This window comes from Stenotrophomonas sp. KH_052 (assembly GCF_057838755.1).
Genome location: NZ_CM174475.1, coordinates 1,394,426 through 1,414,446, shown reverse-complemented (window position 1 = coordinate 1,414,446; position 20,021 = coordinate 1,394,426). Strand labels below are relative to the sequence as shown.

20 protein-coding genes are annotated in these 20,021 nt (G+C 66.8%); 16 read left to right on the top strand and 4 right to left on the bottom strand.

Annotated features, from left to right (window positions below; all coding sequences use genetic code 11):
• Window positions 1-49: 49 nt before the first annotated feature.
• Both AC3ITW_RS06505 and AC3ITW_RS06500 read right to left on the bottom strand, forming a co-directional pair.
• Window positions 50-1,030, bottom strand: a complete 981-nt coding sequence (locus AC3ITW_RS06505; protein WP_012510471.1) for a cation diffusion facilitator family transporter — start codon at window positions 1,028-1,030, stop codon at window positions 50-52.
• A gap of 219 nt (window positions 1,031-1,249) precedes the next feature.
• Window positions 1,250-3,499 carry a TonB-dependent siderophore receptor gene (locus tag AC3ITW_RS06500; protein ID WP_004150107.1) on the bottom strand — a complete coding sequence of 750 codons (2,250 nt, stop codon included), beginning with the start codon at window positions 3,497-3,499 and terminating at the stop codon, window positions 1,250-1,252.
• A 289-nt stretch (window positions 3,500-3,788) separates the two neighbouring features.
• Between AC3ITW_RS06500 and AC3ITW_RS06495 the strand changes: the two genes are divergently transcribed.
• A complete protein-coding gene (locus AC3ITW_RS06495) occupies window positions 3,789-5,204 on the top strand; it encodes a GGDEF domain-containing protein (protein WP_197585157.1) in 1,416 nt (471 codons plus the stop codon).
• Between the two features lie 24 nt (window positions 5,205-5,228).
• Here AC3ITW_RS06495 and AC3ITW_RS06490 read toward each other — a convergent pair whose 3' ends face one another.
• Window positions 5,229-6,413, bottom strand: coding sequence for an MFS transporter (locus AC3ITW_RS06490; RefSeq protein WP_100468073.1), 1,185 nt, complete (start codon window positions 6,411-6,413; stop codon window positions 5,229-5,231).
• Between the two features lie 77 nt (window positions 6,414-6,490).
• On the opposite strand from AC3ITW_RS06490, the gene AC3ITW_RS06485 reads away from it, so the two are divergent.
• From AC3ITW_RS06485 to map, 15 genes are all read left to right on the top strand, one after another.
• Window positions 6,491-6,940 (top strand): winged helix-turn-helix transcriptional regulator, encoded by a 450-nt coding sequence (locus tag AC3ITW_RS06485; RefSeq protein WP_004150103.1) that lies wholly within the window; start codon window positions 6,491-6,493, stop codon window positions 6,938-6,940.
• Window positions 6,941-7,013: 73 nt separating this feature from the next.
• Window positions 7,014-8,141 (top strand): metallophosphoesterase, encoded by a 1,128-nt coding sequence (locus tag AC3ITW_RS06480; RefSeq protein ID WP_489390159.1) that lies wholly within the window; start codon window positions 7,014-7,016, stop codon window positions 8,139-8,141.
• A 132-nt stretch (window positions 8,142-8,273) separates the two neighbouring features.
• A complete protein-coding gene (locus AC3ITW_RS06475) occupies window positions 8,274-8,957 on the top strand; it encodes a response regulator (protein ID WP_004150098.1) in 684 nt (227 codons plus the stop codon).
• Window positions 8,954-10,333, top strand: coding sequence for a sensor histidine kinase (locus AC3ITW_RS06470; protein ID WP_004150095.1), 1,380 nt, complete (start codon window positions 8,954-8,956; stop codon window positions 10,331-10,333). The genes AC3ITW_RS06475 and AC3ITW_RS06470 overlap by 4 nt, the downstream gene beginning before the upstream one ends.
• An 80-nt stretch (window positions 10,334-10,413) precedes the next feature.
• Complete coding sequence (locus tag AC3ITW_RS06465) at window positions 10,414-11,250, top strand: alpha/beta hydrolase (protein WP_012510465.1); 837 nt, start codon at window positions 10,414-10,416, stop codon at window positions 11,248-11,250.
• Window position 11,251: 1 nt separating this feature from the next.
• Window positions 11,252-11,611, top strand: coding sequence for an EamA family transporter (locus AC3ITW_RS06460; protein ID WP_012510464.1), 360 nt, complete (start codon window positions 11,252-11,254; stop codon window positions 11,609-11,611).
• Entirely contained in the window at window positions 11,608-12,006 is a 399-nt protein-coding gene (locus tag AC3ITW_RS06455) for a DMT family transporter (RefSeq protein ID WP_041864489.1), read from the top strand. Before AC3ITW_RS06460 ends, AC3ITW_RS06455 begins: the two co-directional genes overlap by 4 nt.
• 10 nt (window positions 12,007-12,016) lie before the next feature.
• A complete protein-coding gene (locus AC3ITW_RS06450; RefSeq protein WP_197585162.1) occupies window positions 12,017-13,219 on the top strand; it encodes a DegT/DnrJ/EryC1/StrS family aminotransferase in 1,203 nt (400 codons plus the stop codon).
• A gap of 174 nt (window positions 13,220-13,393) precedes the next feature.
• Window positions 13,394-14,110, top strand: a complete 717-nt coding sequence (locus tag AC3ITW_RS06445; protein ID WP_012510461.1) for an MtnX-like HAD-IB family phosphatase — start codon at window positions 13,394-13,396, stop codon at window positions 14,108-14,110.
• Between the two features lie 62 nt (window positions 14,111-14,172).
• Complete coding sequence (locus AC3ITW_RS06440; protein ID WP_012510460.1) at window positions 14,173-15,573, top strand: aspartate aminotransferase family protein; 1,401 nt, start codon at window positions 14,173-14,175, stop codon at window positions 15,571-15,573.
• 28 nt (window positions 15,574-15,601) lie between these two features.
• Entirely contained in the window at window positions 15,602-16,666 is a 1,065-nt protein-coding gene (locus tag AC3ITW_RS06435) for a GNAT family N-acetyltransferase (protein ID WP_489390158.1), read from the top strand.
• Between the two features lie 3 nt (window positions 16,667-16,669).
• A complete protein-coding gene (locus AC3ITW_RS06430; RefSeq protein ID WP_489390157.1) occupies window positions 16,670-17,554 on the top strand; it encodes an arginase family protein in 885 nt (294 codons plus the stop codon).
• Between the two features lie 207 nt (window positions 17,555-17,761).
• Window positions 17,762-18,121 (top strand): bleomycin resistance protein, encoded by a 360-nt coding sequence (locus tag AC3ITW_RS06425; protein ID WP_012510457.1) that lies wholly within the window; start codon window positions 17,762-17,764, stop codon window positions 18,119-18,121.
• 68 nt (window positions 18,122-18,189) lie between these two features.
• Entirely contained in the window at window positions 18,190-18,402 is a 213-nt protein-coding gene (locus AC3ITW_RS06420; RefSeq protein WP_012510456.1) for a ParD-like family protein, read from the top strand.
• 10 nt (window positions 18,403-18,412) lie between these two features.
• Window positions 18,413-19,195 carry a type I methionyl aminopeptidase gene (gene map / locus AC3ITW_RS06415; RefSeq protein ID WP_489390350.1) on the top strand — a complete coding sequence of 261 codons (783 nt, stop codon included), beginning with the start codon at window positions 18,413-18,415 and terminating at the stop codon, window positions 19,193-19,195.
• On the opposite strand, the gene AC3ITW_RS06410 is transcribed toward map, so the two are convergent.
• Complete coding sequence (locus AC3ITW_RS06410) at window positions 19,192-19,860, bottom strand: hypothetical protein (protein WP_012510454.1); 669 nt, start codon at window positions 19,858-19,860, stop codon at window positions 19,192-19,194. The two genes, map and AC3ITW_RS06410, sit on opposite strands and share 4 nt — an antisense overlap.
• Window positions 19,861-20,021: the final 161 nt, after the last annotated feature.

The following is a 20,021-nucleotide window of genomic DNA, read 5'->3' as shown; positions in this document are numbered from 1 at the left end:
CCGGCTTCACCCGGGCGGTTTGACCCGATCGATGCCCTTGCATCTTCAATCAGCGATGCACGTGGCCGCGGTGGCCCTGCGCGTCCTCGCCGTGGTCATGGCCTTCATGGCCCTCGTGCTCACCGCCCTTGGCCGGCGCCGGCTCGCCACAGGCTTCACCGCAATGATCCGCCTCGATCTGCAGCGTCACGTGCTCGATACCGAAGTCATCGTGCAGGCGGCCACCCAGCTCTCGACGCAGTGAATCAGCGTCGGTGCCATCACGCATCACGATGTGCGCGGTCAGCGCCGGGGTGCTGGAGGCCAGCGCCCACACATGCAGGTCATGCACGTCCATTACCGCAGCGTGGCCGGACAGGCTGTCGCGCACCTTGGCCACGTCCATGCCCTTGGGCACGCCTTCCAGCAGCACGTTGATCGCCTCGCGCATCAGCACATAGGTGCGCGGCAGTACCCACAGGCCGATCAGCACTGCCAGGATCGGGTCGATCGGCTTCCAGCCGGTCCACTTGATCAACAGCGCGCCAGCAATCACGGCCACCGAGCCGAGCATGTCTGCCCACACTTCCAGGTAGGCACCCTTCACGTTGAGGCTCTCGCCGCTGCCGGCCTGCAGCAGGCGCATCGAGATCAGATTGATGACCAGGCCCGCCGCGGCAATCACCAGCATGCCCGACGAGGCAATCTCCTGCGGCTCGCGGAAACGCCCAATGGCCTCCCACAGGATGTAGCCGGCGACCACGAACAGCATCGCGCCATTGATCATCGCGCCCAGCGCTTCCAGGCGCGCATAGCCGTAGGTGCGGCGCGCATCCGGTGGGCGCCGGCTCAGCCGCACCGCGACCAGCGCGATCATCAGCGCCAGCGCATCGGTGGCCATGTGCGCGGCGTCGGACAGCAGCGCCAGGCTGTTGGTCCAGAACGCGCCCACCACCTCGACAACGAGGAAGGTGGAGGTCAGGCCGAGCGCCCACCACAAGGGTTTCTCGTGGCGGATCTCGGATGGCAGGTGATCGTGGTCGTGGCCCATGGCAACAGCTCCTTTGCGATGGGAGGCAGGCTACGCCGGAGGGCGTTGGGAAACTATCACGGTGTTTATAACATTGCAGGCCACCGATACCTTCGCCGGGCATGGCCCGGCGCTACCGGGGGTTCGGATCGCTGGACGATGCCGCCGGGCATGATCCGGCGCTACCCGGTAGCGCCAGATCATGCCTGGCAAGCACAGCGGACCGACGTCCGCCTGCGGTCAGAACCCGAAGCGCAGGCTGGCCCAATAGGCGCGACCCGGCTCGTTGTAGGTGGCCGCGCCGGCATCGCTGCTGTTGGCCTCGCGGAACAGGCGCTTGTCGGCCAGGTTGTTGACGCCGAAACCGAAGCTGACCGTCTCGGTCACCTTGTAGCGCGCGCTCACGCCCCAGATGTTGTACGCACCACGGTCCTGCAGCGCGATCGACGGATCGCAGGTGCCGGTGCAGCGCGGATCATTGTTGATGTTGGTGGTGGCCGGCTTCTGCTTGCCGTAGAAGGTGCCGGTCAGCAGCAGCGACAACTTGTCGGTGGCCTGCCAGTCCAGCATCGTGTTGACGGTGTACTTCGGAATCACCGACAGCGGCTGGCCGGTGCTCTTGTTCTCGTTCTCCACCATGTAGGTGAAGTTGTTGCTCCACTTCAGGCGGTTGCCCTGCTCGCCCAGCAGCGGGATCACCAGGTTGCCTTCCAGCCCCTGCACGATCGCCTTGGGTGCGTTCTCCCAGCGGAAGATGCGACCCTTGGTGTCGGCGGTCAGCCCGATCTGGTTGTACCCGGCCTGGATCTTGTCCTTGTAGTCGTTGTGGAAGTAGGTCAACGACGCTTGCCAGCCGCTCTGCGGTGCCCACTCGATACCCAGTTCCTTGTTCAGGCTGGTTTCCGCCTTCAGGTCCGCGTTACCACGCATGTAGCAGCCGGCACCCAGGCTCGGCAGTGCATTCGGGCAGCCATTGCCGCGGGTGTAGTACAGATAGTCCGGATTCGACTGGTACAGGTTCGGCGCCTTGAACGCACGGGCGATGCCGCCCTTCACCACCCAGTCGCTGTTGATGCGGAACTGCGCATTGAGGCTGGGGCTGGTGTTGTTGCCGAACTGGCTGTGATGGTCGAAGCGCAGCCCCGGGGTGACGATCCAGCGCTCACCCAGGTAGATGTTGTCTTCCACGAACACTGCGGTGGTCTGCGCATCGGCCTTGCCGCGCGCGCGATCGGCCGACAGCCCCGGGAAGCCGCCACCGCTGCTGCTGGACTGACTCATCGAATACGGATCGGTCAGGCGGCTGTCCAGGTACTCAAAGCCCAGCGTCCAGATGTTCTCGGCGCCACCGAGCGTGGTCGGGAAGCTCACTTCGCCATCCAGCTGGTAGTTGCGCAGGCGCGAGGTCGACCAGTCGGTGCCGTTGAAGCTGCCTTCCGGACCACCGGCCAGGCCTTCGTTGATGCGCGAGTTGTTCACCGCCTCCACTGCAGCCGTTACCCGCGAGGTCACGTCACCCCAGCGGCCGCGATGGGTGATCGCGCCGGTGGTGCGGTACATGCGGTTGGTCTCGGCCCGCTGCTCGGCCAACGCCCCCAGATCGATCGGTGTCGAGGTACCGGTGGTGCTGACCGCGCGGTCGCCAGCATAGATGTTGCCCTGGCGACTGGTGCCTGCTTCGAATTCAACCACCTGGTTGGCGGTCACGTCCCAGCGCAGCAGCGCGTTGACATCGCGGTTCTTGACGCCCTCGCGACCGGCCGGCGGCACCGCGTTCGGATTCGTCGCGAAGTCACGGTTGAGCGCCAGCGAATCGGCGTCGGTCTTGTTGAGATTGCCGTACAGGCGGAACGACAAGGTGTCGGTCATCGGCCCACTCAACTGCACGCCGACGCGCTCGCTGCCACCTTCGGCGCTGTGCTCGGGCACCAGGCCATACAGATCGACCGCACCGGTCAGATCGCCGGTCGGGCGCTTGGTGATGATGTTGACCACGCCGCCGGAAGCACCGGAGCCATAGCGCGCCGCTGCCGGTCCGCGCAGCACTTCGATGCGCTCGATCATTTCCGCCGGCACCCAGTTGGTGTCACCACGCGTATTGCGCTCGCCACTACGGCCCATGCGCACCGCATCGCGTGCACCGATGCGCTTGCCATCGACCAGGATCAGGGTGTTTTCCGGGCCCATGCCACGCAGGTCGATCTGGCGGTTGTTGCCATACTGGCCCGACGCACTGTTGCCGGTCAGGTTGACGCCGGGCATGGTCCGCAGCAGCTCTGCGATGTCGTTGGCCGGGGGGCGCCTGGCGATGTCCTCGGCGGTGATGGTCGAGGTGCCCAGCGCCTGGCGTGCGATCTGCGAGGCGGTGACATGCACCGTGTCGATATCGGTGGCGTCGGCTTCAGCGTGGGCGGTCAGGGCGCTGCCGGCCAGCAGGGCGGCAACGGCAAGCGCCAGCGGGCGCGGCGAAAGGACAACGGCTCGGGACATGATCAGGACCTTCTGGCAGGGCTACGGGGCCTCTGGCAAAGGGCTTGAGGCAACGACGAGGGGGAGGCGGAGCAGTCCTGCAGCAGGCACCTGCAGCCCGTTCCGTGCGCGCATTCTCCCATCAATGCGATTGATTCTCAAATGCGTTCACTCATTGCCGCAGTGGCGCCGATGTGGTTTGCGCACCGTGCAACCCTGCACCGCGCGTAAACTGGCCGGCTAACCCGCCATCAACCGTATGCCGCCGCGGCCGATACCCGTGGTTTGCCGTACGCAGTCAGAGATCGACGTGGAACCACCCCAATTGGACGATGCCAGCCAGCCGCTGGCCGAGGCCTGGCAGCAGTGTCTGCTGCAGGCCGGCCCTGCCGCCACCGCGCTGCTCAAGGCCGCTGCCACCGATGCCCCACCCGCGCTGGCCCAGCGCTTTTACGAAGTGCTGCTGCAGGACACCCGTGCGCGCCGTTTCCTGTCCCACGACCAGGTCAAGCAGCGCCTGCAGCCGGCCATGCAGCGCTGGCTGGCGCAGCTGCTGACCACTGATGCCAGCGGCATCGCCAACACCGTGGCCTCACAGCGGATCATCGGCGACGTGCACGCCCGCGTCGGCATTCCGGTTGACCTGGTTACCCGCGGTGCGCGCGTGCTCAAGCACGAACTGTTCGTGCGCCTGCGTGACGATGCACCGGACAGCGACACCGCATTCGCCGCCATCGACTGCCTCAGCGCGATCATGGATATCGCCATGGAAGGCATGACCCTGGCCTACACCCATGCGCGCGAGCGCTCCACCCGTGCCGACGCCGCCTACCGGCTGTTCTCGCTGGTACAGAACGTCGGTACCGAACGCGAGCGCCAGCGCGCACTGCTACTGGACTGGGAAAACGCCCTGCTCTACGCATTGGCCGGTCACGTGCAGGCCAGCGACAACGCCAGCCTGGCTACCTCGGAGTTCGGCCTGTGGTTCACTCATAAGGGCATCCCCAGCTTCGGCGAAAGCAGCGAAACGCAGCAGGTGGGCCAGTTGATGGCCCGCATTGATGGCCACCTGCAGCGCGCGAGCGGCGATGCTCCGGCGCAGCGACTGGCGGTGCTGCCGGCCATCCGCGAGGACCTGGCCGCGATCCGCACCTTGATGACACTGCTGTTCGAGCGCATCGGCGAACTGGATGCAGGCAGCGACGCGCTGACCAACCTGCTCAACCGTCGCTTCCTGCCGACCGTGCTGCGCCGGGAGATCGAGCTGGCCACACGCAACCGCACACCGTTCTCGCTGCTGCTGCTCGACCTGGATCATTTCAAGGCGATCAACGATGGCCACGGCCACGATGCCGGTGACCGCGCCCTGCAGCACGTGGCCGGGGTGCTCGGCCAGCTCACCCGTGGCAGCGATTATCTTTTCCGCTACGGTGGCGAGGAATTCGTGGTGGTGCTGGTCGCCGCCAGCGAATCACAGGCGGCAGTGATTGCTGAAAGCCTGCGCCGGCAGATCGCAAAATCGCCGGTGCCGCTGGCCAACGGCCAGGTATTGAGCCTGACCGCCAGCATCGGTGTCGCCGGCCATGACGGTCATCCGGACTACGAGCGGCTGATGGCCCGTGCCGACGCGGCGATGTACGAGGCCAAGCGCAGCGGCCGCAACCGCGTGGTGGTGGCCAGCGATGCACTGCAGGAAGCGCCCGGGCGGCGTGCATTGCAGCGGTAGCGGCAACCCCGGGCGCGCGCGTCGCTACGTTGCGGCACGGCGCGGTACCCGCCACGCCGCCCACCACAGCAGCGCCAGCAATGCGATGCCGGCGCCCAGCAGGCATACCGCAGGCCAGCCATGGCGCGCCTGCATCCATGTGCCCGCCGCTGCGCCGGCACCGCTGCCCAGCGCATAGAACAGCATGTACAGCGCCACCATGCGTCCATGCTGTTCGCCCGGCGCGCGCAGCAGCAGGGCCTGGTTCGATACATGCAGCGCCTGCCCACCCAGATCGAGCACGACCACGCCCAGCAACAACATGCCCACCGAATGCGGCAACCCCAGCAGCGGCCACCACGCGACCAGCATCAGCAGCAGCGCGCCGAGGCTGACCCGATGCGCGAATCCACGGTCCATCCAGTGCCCTACCCGCGCTGCCAGCAGCGCACCGATCACGCCAGCCAGGCCCAGCGCACCGATGGCGGCGGTCGACCAGTGCAGCGGTGGCGCCGACAACGGCAGCGGCGCTGCCGCCCAGAACACATTGAGGCCGGCAAACAACAACAGCGCCAACGGACCGCGCTCACGCAGCGTCCGGTCATCGCGCAGCATGCCCAGCATCGACCCCATCAAGGCACGCCAGCCCGGTGGCACCACCGGTACCGGCACCGCCGGCAGACGCCGCCACAGCAGCAGCGCCAATGCGGCCATCAGCGCTGCCGACAGCAGATAGACCGCGCGCCAGCCAACGGCGGCCGCCACCACGCCGGACACTACACGCGCCAGCAGCAGGCCAATGAACACACCGCCCTGCACCAGGCCAACCACGCGCCCGCGCTGCTCAGCCGCTGCCAGCGATGCGGTGTAGGCGATCAATCCCTGGGTCAACGCGGTGCCCAGCAGGCCGGCCAGCAGCATGCCCGACAACAGCCACATGGCCGTTCGCGCGGCCGCCAACCACAGCAATGCGACCACCAGCGCCAGCAGCTGCAGGCGCAGCAGTCGCCGGCGATCGCCCCTGTCGGCCAATGGCAGCAGGCCCAGCAAGGCCAGCACGCTGCCCGCCTGGGTCGCTGCCAGTACCGCCCCGGCCAGCGCGGGGTCCAGCGCAAAGGCCTGTGCCAGGCGTTCCAGCAATGGCTGTGCGTAATAGACGTTGGCAACGCTGGCACCTGCGGCAACCGCGAGCAGGACCAGCAGGGGGCGTGGGAGGGGTGCTGCACTCATGATGTAGTTGCAATTTGAAACTTGATGCAGGCTACTGCCATTGGTTTTAAACTGCAACCACATCAGAGAGGTCCACCATGCATGCCGACAGTCCCTGCCCCGTCGCCCGCAGCGCCGATCTGCTCGGTGACCGCTGGGCGCTGCTGGTCATCCGTGATGCCTTCGATGGCGTCACCCGCTTTGGCGATTTCCAGCGCAGTCTCGGTGCGGCCCGCAACATCCTCAGCGACCGCCTGCGCCGGCTGGTCGAAGCAGGCATCCTGCGGCTGAAGCCCGCTTCCGATGGCTCGGCCTACCAGGAGTACGTACTCACCGCCGCTGGCCTGGAACTGTTCCCGCTGCTGGTCGCGCTGCGCCAGTGGGGTGAACGCCATCGCTTCGAGGCCGGTGAACCGCACTCCCAGCTGATCGAGTCGAGCACACGGCGACCGCTGCCCTACATGCAGCCACGCGGTCGCGATGGCGAACCGCTGGCAGCCTCTGCCACCCGTGTGCGCAAGCTCAAGGATGAGAGCGGCAGCAGCTGACCCGCCCGTTCGCGCACACCGTCGCCCGGCTACGCCGGTTAGGATCAGGCCTTTCCGCTGCCGGATGCTGCCGATGTCGCGCTATCGCCCTTCCCTGTTGATCGCCCTGCTGCTGCCGGTGCTGGCCTGCGCCGCAGAAACCACGCACGCACGCGAGGTCGCGGCCCCCGCCGCCCATGTGGACGCCGATGGCCCCTATGTGTTCCGCCAGGGCGAGCAACTGCAGGCCAAGTGGATCTGCGACGACAAGGTCGAGTCGCGCACGCTTCCTGCCACCGCGACCGGCACCGATATCGCAACGCGCTGCGGCTACGGGCACACCGTGCATGTGGCAGCACCGAACGCGCCTTCGATCTCCGTACTGCCGGCCGTGCCGCGCATCGTTGCGCTGTCCGACATCCATGGCCAGTACGGGCTGCTGGTGCGCCTGCTGCGCGCCAACCAGGTCATCGATGCGCAGGACCGTTGGGCGCTGGGCAAGGACACGCTGGTCATCGCCGGTGATGTGTTCGACCGTGGCCCGCAGGTGACCGAAGCGTTCTGGCTGTTGTACGGCCTGCAGCAGCAGGCGGCCGCCGCCGGTGGTGCGGTGCACTTCGTGCTTGGCAATCACGAGACCATGGTGCTGTACGACGACCTCCGCTACGTCAATCCGAAGTACCTGCGCAGCGCGCAGCTGCTCGGCCGCAGCTACCCGCAGTTGTACGGTGCCGATTCTGTGATTGGGCAGTGGCTGCGCACCCGCCCGGTACTGCTGAAGATCGGTGACACCCTGTTCCTGCACGGCGGCATCTCGCCCGAGGCGGTGGAGCTGGCGCTGGAGCCGGCACGCACCAATGCGGCCTACCAGGCGTCGCTGGGCCTGCCCAAGGCCGAAGTGAAGGCCGACCCGGCCACCGCGCCGCTGTATGACGGCAAGACCAGCCCGATCTGGTACCGCGGCTACTTCGATGGCCGCCTCGATACGCAGGGCGTACAGGCGGTGCTGGATCGCCTGCAGCTCAAGCGCATCGTGGTCGGCCACACCTCGATGCCGCACGTCAGCAGTTTCCATGGCGACCGCGTGATCGCCATCGACAGCAGCATCAAGAACGGTGAAAACGGCGAACTGCTGTTCATCGAGAACGGCACGCTCAGCCGGGGCCTGCTGGATGGCTCGCGGGTGCCGTTGGCGCAGGGCGAGCCCGGCCTGCAGGACTGAATGGAAGGACAGCGCGGCGGCGCCTGCAAGCGCCAGCGCGCTCCCCCTTCACCCGGTTTGCGGCTACCCTCGGCAGCCGAGAGGCCCACCGCGATCATCCGGCCGGCCTGACCGCTACTGGAGCCCACGCGCATGCGCGTTCTGATTGCTGAAGACGACCCGGACATCGCCTCCGGCCTGTGCGCCTCGTTGCGCCGGCAGGGCCATGTGGTCGACCACGTCGACAACGGCGCGCACGCCGATGCCGCGCTGGGCTCGACCCAGTACGCATTGCTGGTGCTGGACCTGGGGCTGCCGCAACTGGATGGCCGCGACGTGCTGCAACGCCTGCGCCAGCGCGGCGATGGCCTGGCGGTGCTGGTGGTGACCGCGCGCGATGGCCTGGCCGAACGCGTGCGGGTGCTCGACCTCGGCGCCGATGACTACCTGGTCAAGCCGTTCGCGCTGGACGAATTCGAGGCGCGCGTGCGAGCGCAGCTGCGCCGGGTCACCAGCAACGGCAATCCGGACCTGCGCATCGGTCGCCTGCGCCTGGACCTGGCCGGGCACCGGGTGTGGATCGACGAGCAGTCGCTGGAGCTGACCGCACGCGAATTCGGCCTGCTGTCAGCACTGGCGGTGCGTGCCGAACGCATCGTCTCGCGCGCACAGCTGGTCGAAGCACTGTGCGACTGGGGCCAGGACCTGACCGACAACGGCCTGGACATCGCCCTGCATCGCCTGCGCCGCAAGCTGCAGCCCGGCGGCATCGGCATCCGCACCGTACGCGGGCTGGGCTACATGCTGGAAGACGCCCAGGACGACAGCACGCCGTGATCAGTGGCCCGCCCAGCCTGCGCCGGCGCCTGCTCGCCTTCCTGGCGCTGCCGATGCTGGGCCTGTTGATCTTCAACACGGTCCTTGCCTATTACGTTGCGCTGGACTATTCCAATCGCATCCACGACCGCAACCTGATCGACGACACGCATTCGTTCGCCCAGATGCTGAGCACCATGCCGGTGACCAGCGACCTGTCACCACAGGCGCGCTTCCTGATCGAGTACGACCCGGACGGCCATCGCTATTTCAACGTCGACAGCAGCCGCAAGGGCACCCTCAGCGGCAACGCCGACTTCAGCCCGTATGCACCTTCGCAGGACTGCACCGGCGTGCATCCGGCGCTGTACGACGGCACCCTCAACGGCCAGCAGGTGCGCATGGCCACCGTCTGCACGCAGGCGATGAACGACCCGCAGGACCAACTGGCGGTGACCGTGGCCGAGAGCATGGCCGACCGCCGACAGCGTGCGCGCGAGATCCTGATGATCATCATCCCGCTGATGACCATGCTGGCGCTGGGCACGGCTGCGCTGGTCTGGTTCGGCGTGACCTATGGCCTGCGCATCCTGACCCCGCTGACCACCCGCCTGGCGCAGCGCCGTGGCGAGCTGGCGCCGATCTCCGATGCCGACGTGCCGGAAGAGATCCAACCGCTGATCAGCACCATCGATGGCCTGTTCGCCCGCCAGGCGGAGATGATCACGCTGCAGAACCGCTTCATTGCCGATGCCGCGCACCAGTTGCGCTCGCCTTTGGCCGGCATGGCCCTGCATGTGGACCAGGCGCTGGCACATGGCGACCCGGACACCGTGCGCGAGGCGCTGCAGCACATCCGCCGGCTCAACCAGCGCACCGCGCGGGTCAGCACCCAGCTGCTGGCGCTGAGCCGCGCGCAGACCGTGCCGGAAACCGTCGAAGCGCTGGATCTTGGCACCCTGCTGCCGCAATGGGTGGGCACCCGCGTGCCCGAAGCGATCCGCGATGGCATCGACCTCGGCTACCGCGGCAGCAGCCAGCCGCTGCGTGTGCTCGGCAACGGCGCCCTGCTGCAGGAGGCGCTGGACAACCTGATCGACAATGCCCTGCGCTATGCAGGCCGCGGCGCCACCGTCACGGTCGGCGTGCAGGCGCTGGACGACAATGATGTGGAGCTGTACGTGGAGGACAACGGCCCGGGCGTGCCCGAGGACGTGATGCCACGGCTGGGCGAGCGTTTCTTCCGCGCCCCGGGTACCACGTCCAGTGGCACCGGCCTGGGCCTGGCCATCGCCCACGAGGCCGTGGAGCACTTCGGTGGACGCCTGGGCTTCCTCAACCGTGCCGGCGGCGGACTGAAGGTCACCATCACGCTGCCGCTGCTGAAGGCCCCCTGACCCGGTCCGGGGCGCTGAAAGGCTGGTGAAAATCGCGCTTGCGATCCTGACCATCCCCACTGCCGCCCCGGAGCCGCCAGGTGACCGAAACGCACGACTTCTTCCTCCCCGGTGGCCCGCAGGGCGTGCTGCTGGTTCACGGCCTGACCGGCACGCCAGCGGAAATGCGCATGCTGGGCAAGGGCCTGAACAATGCCGGTTTCACCGTGCACGGTGTGCAGCTGCCCGGCCATTGCGGCAGCGTCGACGACCTGCTGGCGACCACCTGGGAACAGTGGTACCAGGGCGTGGAAGATGCGGCAGCGGCCTTGCGCGGCAAGGTTGACCAGCTGTTCGTCGGCGGCCTGTCGATGGGCGCGGTACTGTCGCTGGCATTGGCTGCGCGCCGCCCGGAATGGGTTTCCGGCGTGGGCGTATACGGCGCCACGTTCCGCTACGACGGTTGGAACATTCCGGCCGTGGCCCGCTTCTCGTTCCTGCTGCCGTGGTTCAAGCGCTTCAACATCGGCCGCGATCGCATGTTCATGGAAGAACCGCCGTACGGCCTGCGTGACGAGCGCCTGCGCGCGCAGGTCAGCGCCGCCATGCTGTCCGGCGACAGCGCCGCCGCCGGCCTGCCGGGCAACCCCTGGCATGCCCTGGCCGAAATGCGCGCCCTGAGCAACTGGACCCGCCGCCACCTGCACCAGGTCACCGCCCCCTGTCTGGTGATGCACGCCCGCGAAGACGACGTGGCCAGCATGGGCAACGCCGAGCTGGTGATGTCGCGGGTCAGCGGCCCGAAGGAACTGGTGGTGCTGGAAGACAGCTACCACATGATCACCATCGATCGCGAACGGCGCGACGTGATCCGTCGCAGCGCGCGCTTCTTCAGCGAGATTGGTGAACGCAGCGGCATCCTCAAGGCGGTGGCCTGAAATGGGATCACTCGCCACGCTGTTGTGGCTGGTCAACGTGGTGCTCGATACCGGTGGCCAGCTTGCGTTCAAGGCCGCCGCCAGCGACCCGAATGAAGCAGAGGGCCTGCAGCGCTGGAAGCACATGCTGAGCCGGCCCTGGTTGTGGTTGGGAATCGCCTGCTATGTGCTCGAATTCGTCGCCTGGATCGCGTTCCTGTCACTGGTGCCGCTGTCCAAGGGCGTGCTGCTCGGCTCGATCAACATCGTCGCGCTGATGATCGCCGGCCGTATCCTGTTCCGCGAGAAACTGACACCGCTGCGGGTGACCGGCATGCTGCTGGTCACCGCCGGCGTGGCGGTGGTGGGGGCCGGCTCGTGAGGCGCCTGTACGTGATCGGTTTCCCGCTGCTGATGGCCTTCGATACGCTGGCCCAGCTGTGCTTCAAGTACGCCGGTGACGCCGCGTTGCCGGTCGAAGCCAATACCGCCTGGCTGCTGCGCGTGCTGTCGCAGCCCTGGGTGTACGGCGCGATCCTCGGCTACGTGGGCGCGTTCTTCACCTGGATGAGCCTGCTGCGCCACGCGCCGATCGGACCTGCCTTCGCGGCCTCGCACCTGGAGGTGATCAGCGTGCTGCTGCTGTCGGCGTGGCTGTTGAATGAACCACTGACGCTGCATCATCTGCTCGGTGCGGTACTGATCGTGGCCGGCATCGTCTGCCTTGGCCGTGCCGAGGCGGATGACCCGCACAGCCCTGCCGAAGCCACGACGTGAGCGCGTTGCGATGAGCCTGTTCGCGCGCGAGCTGCCGCCCACTGCTGGCCTGCCAATGCAGGCCAGCGACTTCCTTCCCGGCGGTGGCGACCTGCGCGAGATCCTGGCCAGCCAACTGGGTACCCCGCCGCTGCAGCTGACCTGCTCCGGCACCCACGCGCTGCTGATCGCGCTGCGTACGCTGCGCAGGCGCGCGCCCAGGCGCGACACCGTGATCATGCCGGCCTATACCTGCCCACTGGTACCGATCGCGGTGCACAGCCTGGGCCTGCGCGTGCAGTTGTGCGATACCCGGCGCGGTCATTTCGACTTCGATCCGGGCCAGCTCAAGCGGCTGGCCGATGCGCGCACGCTTGCGATCCTACCTACCCACCTGGGCGGGCGCATTGCCGATGTCGAGCTGGCCTGCGAAGTCGCCCGCAACGCTGGCGCCTGGGTGATCGAAGATGCCGCGCAGGCACTCGGCGCACGGGTCGGCAACAGCAGTATCGGCCTGCGTGGCGATATCGGATTCTTCAGCCTGGCCGCCGGCAAGGGCCTGAGCCTGCATGAAGGCGGCCTGCTGGTCAGTCGTGACGATGCGTTGCGCGCGGCACTGGCCGAGCATGCCGCCGAGCAGACGCGTTTCAACCTTCGCTGGGAGCTGCTGCGCAGCGTGCAGCTGCTCGGCCTGGCCGCCTGCTACCGCCCGTCGTTGCTGTCGCTGGTGTATGGCAATCCGCTACGCCGTGCGCTGCAGCGTGGCGATCTCGAAGAAGCGGTGGGTGACATCTTCGCGCTGGATATCCCGCAGCACCGGGTCAGCCGGTGGCGGCAGAACATCGGATCCCACGCTGCGCGGCGCCTGCCTGCCTTCCTGCAGGCCGGACGCCTGCGCGCCCTGCAACTGCGGGTGCAGTTGGCTCAACTGCCGGCGGTGGAAGTGGTCGATGGACTGGCTGGCACCGGCGGCACCTGGCCGATGCTGATGCTGCTGCTGCCCAGCCAGCAGGCCCGCGATGGCGTACTGAAAGACCTGTGGCCGCGCGGGCTTGGGGTCAGCCGCATGTTCATCCATGCCCTGCCCGACTACACCTACCTGCGCGGCATCGTGCCGGATGACCCGACGCCCAACGCACGCGACTTCGCCGCACGCATGCTGACGCTCGGCAACAGTGCCTGGCAGACCCGTGAAGACACCGCCGAAATCCTGCAGGCGCTGGCGCGGGCCTGACCTTCAGGCGCACGCATGGCCTGCGCCATACGCATTCACCCCTGCACCTTCCTGAACGCTTTCCCTGGCCGGAAATCCGGGCTTTCAGCAGGAAAGGAACGAGAAAGGCTGCCTGCCTACATTGAGCCTGCCCCGGCATCGCGCCGGACGTTTCTTTCATCGACGGACCTGCCCATGCGCTGGAGCATCCTGTGTGACTTCGATGGCACCATCAGCCTCGAAGATGTCATCGACTCGCTGCTGGAGAAATACGGCCAGCCGGGCTGGCAGGAACTGGAAGACCAGTGGAAAGCGGGAAAGATCGGCTCGCGCGAATGCATGCAGGGCCAGGTCAGGCTGCTGAATCTGGACCCGGCCACGCTCGACGCCCACCTGGACCAGGTGCAGATCGATCCGGGCTTTGCCGCCTTTGTCAGCCGTGCCGAACAGCTGGGCGTGCCGCTGCGCATCGTCAGCGACGGCCTGGACTATGCGATCCACCGCATCCTCGCCAACCACGGCCTGTCGCGACTGCCGGTGGTGGCCAACCACCTGCGCTGGTGCGATGACCACTGGGAACTGGAATCGCCCTACCAGGCCGAAGGCTGCCGCAGCGGCACCTGCAAGTGCACCTGCGCTGCGCAGGCGCGCGCCAACGAAGCACCGCGTGTGCTGATGATCGGCGATGGCAGTTCGGATTTCTGCGTCTCCGAAGATGCCGACTTCGTGTTCGCCAAGCGTCGCCTGATCACCCATTGCACCCATGCCGGCATCGAGCATGCCGCCATCGATACCTTCCACGATGCAATCGCACTGCTGCCGCGCCTGCTCGATGGCAGCCTGCTGCAGCCACGTCGTATCGACGCCAGCCCGCAGCCCGCCGTACTGCCCCTGCTGCTGGCCACCGCCTGAGCACTCCCTTCCAAGCACGCCCCCGCTACCTCTTTCGAACGTCCTTCACGGAACCGAACTGCATGAACATTTTTGACAAGAACGCCGACGCAGCCGCCTCCGACGCGCAGCTGCTGGCCGACGAAGCCCGCTACAGCTCCTTCGGCGATACCGTCCACTACGTCGACCCGCCGAAGATCTTCCAGCGCGGCGAAGGCAGCTACATGTTCGACGGTGCGGGCGTGCCCTACCTCGACCTGCAGATGTGGTACTCGGCCTGCAACTTCGGCTACAGCAACAAGCGTCTGAACGATGCGCTGAAGGACCAGATCGACACCCTGCCGCAGGTCGCCAGCCAGTACCTGCACCCGACCCGCGTGCAGCTGGCCAAGACCATTGCCGTGGACATGCACGAGAAGTTCGGCCTCGACGGCCGCGTGCATTTCAACGTCGGCGGCGCGCAGGCCATCGAAGACTCGCTGAAGATCGTGCGCAACGCACGCGGCGGCAAGAGCCTGATGTTCGCCTTCGAAGGTGGTTACCACGGCCGTACCCTGGGTGCGTCGTCGATCACCTCCAGCTACCGCTACCGCCGCCGCTACGGCCACTTCGGCGAGCGCGCGATGTTCATCCCGTTCCCGTACCCGTTCCGTCGCCCGAAGGGCATGACCCCGGAAGAGTATTCCGACCACTGCGTGTGGCAGTTCGAGCGCCTGTTCGAAAGCGAATACAACGGCGTGTGGGATCCCAAGGTCGGCCAGGCCGAGTACGCCGCGTTCTATGTCGAGCCGATCCAGGGCACCGGCGGCTACGTCATCCCGCCGCGCAACTTCTTCACCGGCCTCAAGCGCGTGCTGGACAAGTACGGCATCCTGATGGTGGTCGATGAAATCCAGATGGGCTTCTGGCGCACCGGCAAGCTGTGGTCGATCGAGCACTTCGGCGTGACCCCGGACGTGCTGGTGTTCGGCAAGGCGCTGACCAACGGCCTGAACCCGCTGTCGGGCCTGTGGGCGCGCGAAGAGCTGATCAACCCGACCGTGTTCCCGCCGGGCTCCACCCACTCCACCTTCAACTCCAACCCGCTGGGCACCCGCCTGGGTCTGGAAGTGCTGAAGCTGGGCAAGGAAATGGATTACGAGCGCACCGTGCCGGAAAAGGGCGCGTACTTCCTCGATGGCCTGCGTGGCCTGCAGAAGCGCCACCCGGAAATCGGCGACGTCGACGGCCTGGGCCTGGCCCTGCGCGCGGAAATCTGCCAGACCGACGGCTACACCCCGAACAAGGAACTGCTGGACCGCATGGTCGACATCGGCCTGGCCGGTGACCTGCTGCACGACGGCAAGCGCATGGGCCTCGTGCTCGACGTGGGTGGCTGGTACAAGAACGTGATCACCTTCGCGCCGTCGCTGGACATCAGCTACGAAGAGATCGACCTGGCGATCACCCTGCTTGACCAGGCGCTGACCAAGGCCAAGGGCTGAGGTCGATGCGCTGCCGGTTCCCGTGCCGATGGAGATGACATCACGCGCATCCAGCACCGCGCTGGAACCGGCCGCGCTGCTGGAGGGCTTCCTGGCCCACCCGCCGCTCGGGTTCGAGGCAGGCCGCCTTCCCAGCGGCCTGCCGACCTTCCGTGCGCCGCTGGATCTGACCACCACCATGGACGACGACCTGCGCGGCAAGCTGCTTGGCCTGCCGCTGTCGCGCCTGTGGCGGCCGTGGATCACCTGGAAGACCCGCTTCGTCGGTGCCACCAGCACCGAGTACACCCCGCTGCCCGCGCACGTCGCACCAGAAGCATTGGCCGAGGACGTGACGCGTCACGCGATCGGCGATACCCGGCTGCTGGTGGTCAAGGACCTGGCGATCGATTCACCGCTGCTGGATGATGCCGCCAACGCACATAGCGGCGCCTTCCTGCAGGCATTGCTGGCACGCGGCTTCGTCGAGCTGGAAGGCATGCCGTTGGCCTGGGTGGCGATCGATTTCGATTCGATCGATGGCTATCTCGGCCGCCTGTCGTCTTCGCGCCGCAAGAACATCCGGCGCAAGCTGCGCTCGCGCGACGACCTGCAGATCGACTGCATCGCCACCGGCGATCCGGCGCTGGCCGACCCGCAGCTGCAGGCCGAACTGTATGCCTTGTACCTCGGCGTGTACGCGCAGAGCGCAGTGCATTTCGACCAGCTCGACCTGTCCTACTTCCAGCATCTTCTGGCCGACAGCCTGGGCCAGGGACGGCTGTTCCTGTATCGCCACCAGGGCCAGCTGATCGGCTGGAACCTGTGTTACGTGCATGCGGGCAAGCTGGTGGACAAGTACATCGGCCTGGCCTATCCGCAATCGCGCGAGCACAACCTGTACGCGGTGAGCTGGATGCACAACCTCGAGTACGCGCTGCAGCACGGCCTGAGCCACTATGTGGCCGGCTGGACCGATTCGCGGATCAAGGCCGAACTGGGTGCCAGCTTCACCTCCACCCGGCATGCGATCCACGCCCGTTCCCCGCTGCTGCGTGCAGCCCTGCGCAGGCTGGCCCCGTACCTGCAGGGCGAACCGGACGGAGGCGGTTGAACGATGCCGTTGCGTTCCCCGCTGATCCTGGACCTGGACGGTGGCGTGCTGCCGCTGCCACAGGCGCAGACCCTGGACCTGCCGCAGTGGCACGACCCGCTGCGCTTCGCCTGCAGCAATGCCACCCTGGAGCGTTTCGCCACTGAAGTGCTGGCACCGCTGCCCGCGCAGCTCGGTACGGTGATGCTCGGCAGTGGCGACTTCCATCATCTCAGCCTGCCGCTGCTGCAGCGCATGCGCACGCAGGCGCCGTTCCAGCTGGTGGTGCTGGACAACCATCCGGACAACATGCGTTTCCCGTTCGGCATGCACTGCGGTTCGTGGGTGAACGCCGCCAGCAAGCTGCCGCAGATTTCGCACATCCACGTGCTCGGCATCACCTCCAGCGACATCGGCCTCGGCCATGCCTGGGAGAACCACTGGCGCCCGCTGATGAGCGGCCGGCTGACGTACTGGTGCATGGACGTGGACGTGGGCTGGGGGCATCGTCTCGGCATGGGCCACGCCTTCCGCCGTTTCGAGCATCCCGAAGCGCTGGTGGCTGCGTTCGCTGCCGAGCAGGCCAAGTCGCCGCAGCCGACCTACCTGTCGATCGACAAGGATGTGTTTACCGAGGACGTGGCCCGCAGCAACTGGGATCAGGGCCGCTTCCAGCTGGAACACGCGCTGGTGGTGATCGAAGCGCTGCGCGCCGGCGGCCTGGCCGGCAGTGACATCACCGGCGAAGTGTCGCTGGCCAACTACCAGAGCCGCTTCAAACGCTGGCTGTCGTCGCTGGATGGCCAGCCTGACGTCAGCGCCGAGGATCTGCCGGTGTGGCAGACGCGGCACCAGCAGGTGAACCAGGAGCTGCTGGCAGCCATCGCCGCAGTGCCGACGGCCTGCTGACCGCTTCCGGTCGTGCCGGCTGCTGGCCAGCGTGGCTTCGGTAGTGCCGGCCGCTGGCCGGCAATGCCAACCAAGGTTGGCAACTACCAGACCCAGGCAGAGTCGGTAGTGCCAGCCGCTGGCCGGCAACCTCATTGTTCCCGGGCTCACGAGGATGCCGGCCAGCGGCCGGCACTACACTGGACGCCTGCCCCAGGAGCCCTCGCCATGTCCCAGACCGTCATCCCCCAGCTGCGCATGCGCCACGCCGACACCACCCTGCCGTTCTACGTGCAGGGACTGGGCTTCGTGGTTGACTGGGAACACCGCTTCGAACCCGGCTTCCCGCTGTTCGCCCAGCTCACCCGCGATGGCCAGACGATCTTCCTCACCGAACACAGCGGCGACTGCGAGGTCGGCGGCGCGGTGTACTTCATCGTCGAGGACGTCGACGCCCTGCACCGCGCCTTCAGTGCCGCAGGCGTGCCGATCGAACAGCCGCCACATGACACCGAGTGGGGCAGCCGCGAGATGCTGCTGCGCGACCCCGACGGCAACCGCCTGCGCTTCGCAACCGACGCGAGCTGAACCGGGCGGCCTTGAGCTGGATATACGAAACATATACGCTTCGTATATCCACTCCTTCAGGACCGCCCATGGGCATCGTCAACATCGATGACACCCTGCACGACCAGCTGCGCCGTGCCTGTACCGTCTCCAGCCGCTCCATCAATGCCCAGGCCAATTTCTGGATCCGGGTCGGCATGCTGTGCGAGCTGAACCCGACGCTGAGCTTCCAGGACATCGTCGCCAGCGAGCTGCGGGCGGCGGGCGTGCAGCCGCCGCTGCTGCCGCCGGGCCAGGCCTGAGCCAATGGCGATCATCAAGCGTCCCGACGAGATCGCGCTGATGGCCGAATCCGGCCGCCTGCTGGTGCAGGTGTTCGCCGCACTCGACCGGCTGCCGCTGCAGGGCCGTAGCACCATGGAGATCAACGATTTCGTCGAACGCATGATCGTCGATGAACTGCAGGCGCGGCCGGCCAGCAAGGGCCAGTACGGCTTCCCGTACGTGCTCAATACCTCGATCGACAACGTGATCTGCCACGGCGTACCCAGCACCACCGACGTGCTGCGCAACGGCCAGATCGTCAACCTCGACATCACCCTGGAGAAGAACGGCTACATCGCCGACTCCAGCACCACCTACCTGGTCGGTGAGGTCGACTACGCCGCGCGCAGGCTGGTGCAGACCGCCTACCAGGCGATGTGGAAAGGCATCGCTGCGGTCCGCCCCGACGCACGCCTGGGCGACATCGGCCACGCCATCGCCCGCCACGCGCGCAGCCACGGCTACAGCGTGGTGAAGGAATACTGCGGCCACGGCATCGGCCAGGAGATGCACGAGGAACCGCAGATCCTGCACTACGGCCATCCCAACACCGGCATGGTGCTGGAGGAAGGCATGGTGTTCACCATCGAGCCGATGCTCAACCAGGGCAAGCCGGCCATCCGCCAGCAGCCGGACGAATGGCCGGTGTACACCCGCGACGGCAAGCTGTCGGCGCAGTTCGAGCATACGGTGGCGGTCACCCGCACCGGCGTGCGGGTACTGACCCTGCGCCCCGGCGAGACGCCGTTATGCGCGGTGGATGGCGCCTAGAGTGGCCGTTGCTGCATCCCGGTACCCTCGTGCAGGGCGCGCTTCCGAGCCGTCAGCGGTTCGCGTACCCGCTGTGCCACATAGCCGACGCTGGCTGCGAGAATGAAGGTGTAACCAAGGAGTTCGGTGGTCTCCTCGATGGTGTTCTTGAACACGCGGATGTACTGGTCACCCAGCAGTCCGGTCCACAACGACGTCATGCCGATCAGACGCGAATAGAACAGCAGCAGAACCAGGCCGATCGTCATCACGGTACCCGGCCGGGATACGAGAAAACGCACCAGCGCCTGCATGGCCCGGCGCCAGTCGCGGCTAGCCCAGGCCAGTGAGCCGATGATCAGCACGGCCACCGGGTACTTCCAGAAGCCGTGTGCGATCAGGTCCAGCGCCTCATCCATTTCACGCAGGAGCATGCAGGCGAACAGCGCGGCCGCCAGAACGGCAAAAGCCCGATCATCGGCACGCCGCAATGCAAGCCGGACGAACGCAGCCACGCTGGCGACCAGGAAGCCTTCCTGGGTCAGTTCGACCAGCGACCACTCGCCGACTGCATTGCCCAGCCAATGGATGTCGAGCCAGGCCAACGCAGGCGGAAGCGCCATCATCAGGCCGAACAGGAAGGTGCGCCCCAGGTGGGACAGGAGCAGCTGTAGATTGTCTTTCATGCAGCACCGATGCCGCGCCGTGGCGGTCGTACAACGAGAACACAGGCGACCGGGGGGCTGCCGAACGACGGCATGCGCGGCGGGGTCGCGACCAGGCGCGCATTATCCGCGCTGTATCCGGCCACGTGAACCGTACCGGTGGAACACATACGCAACACCGG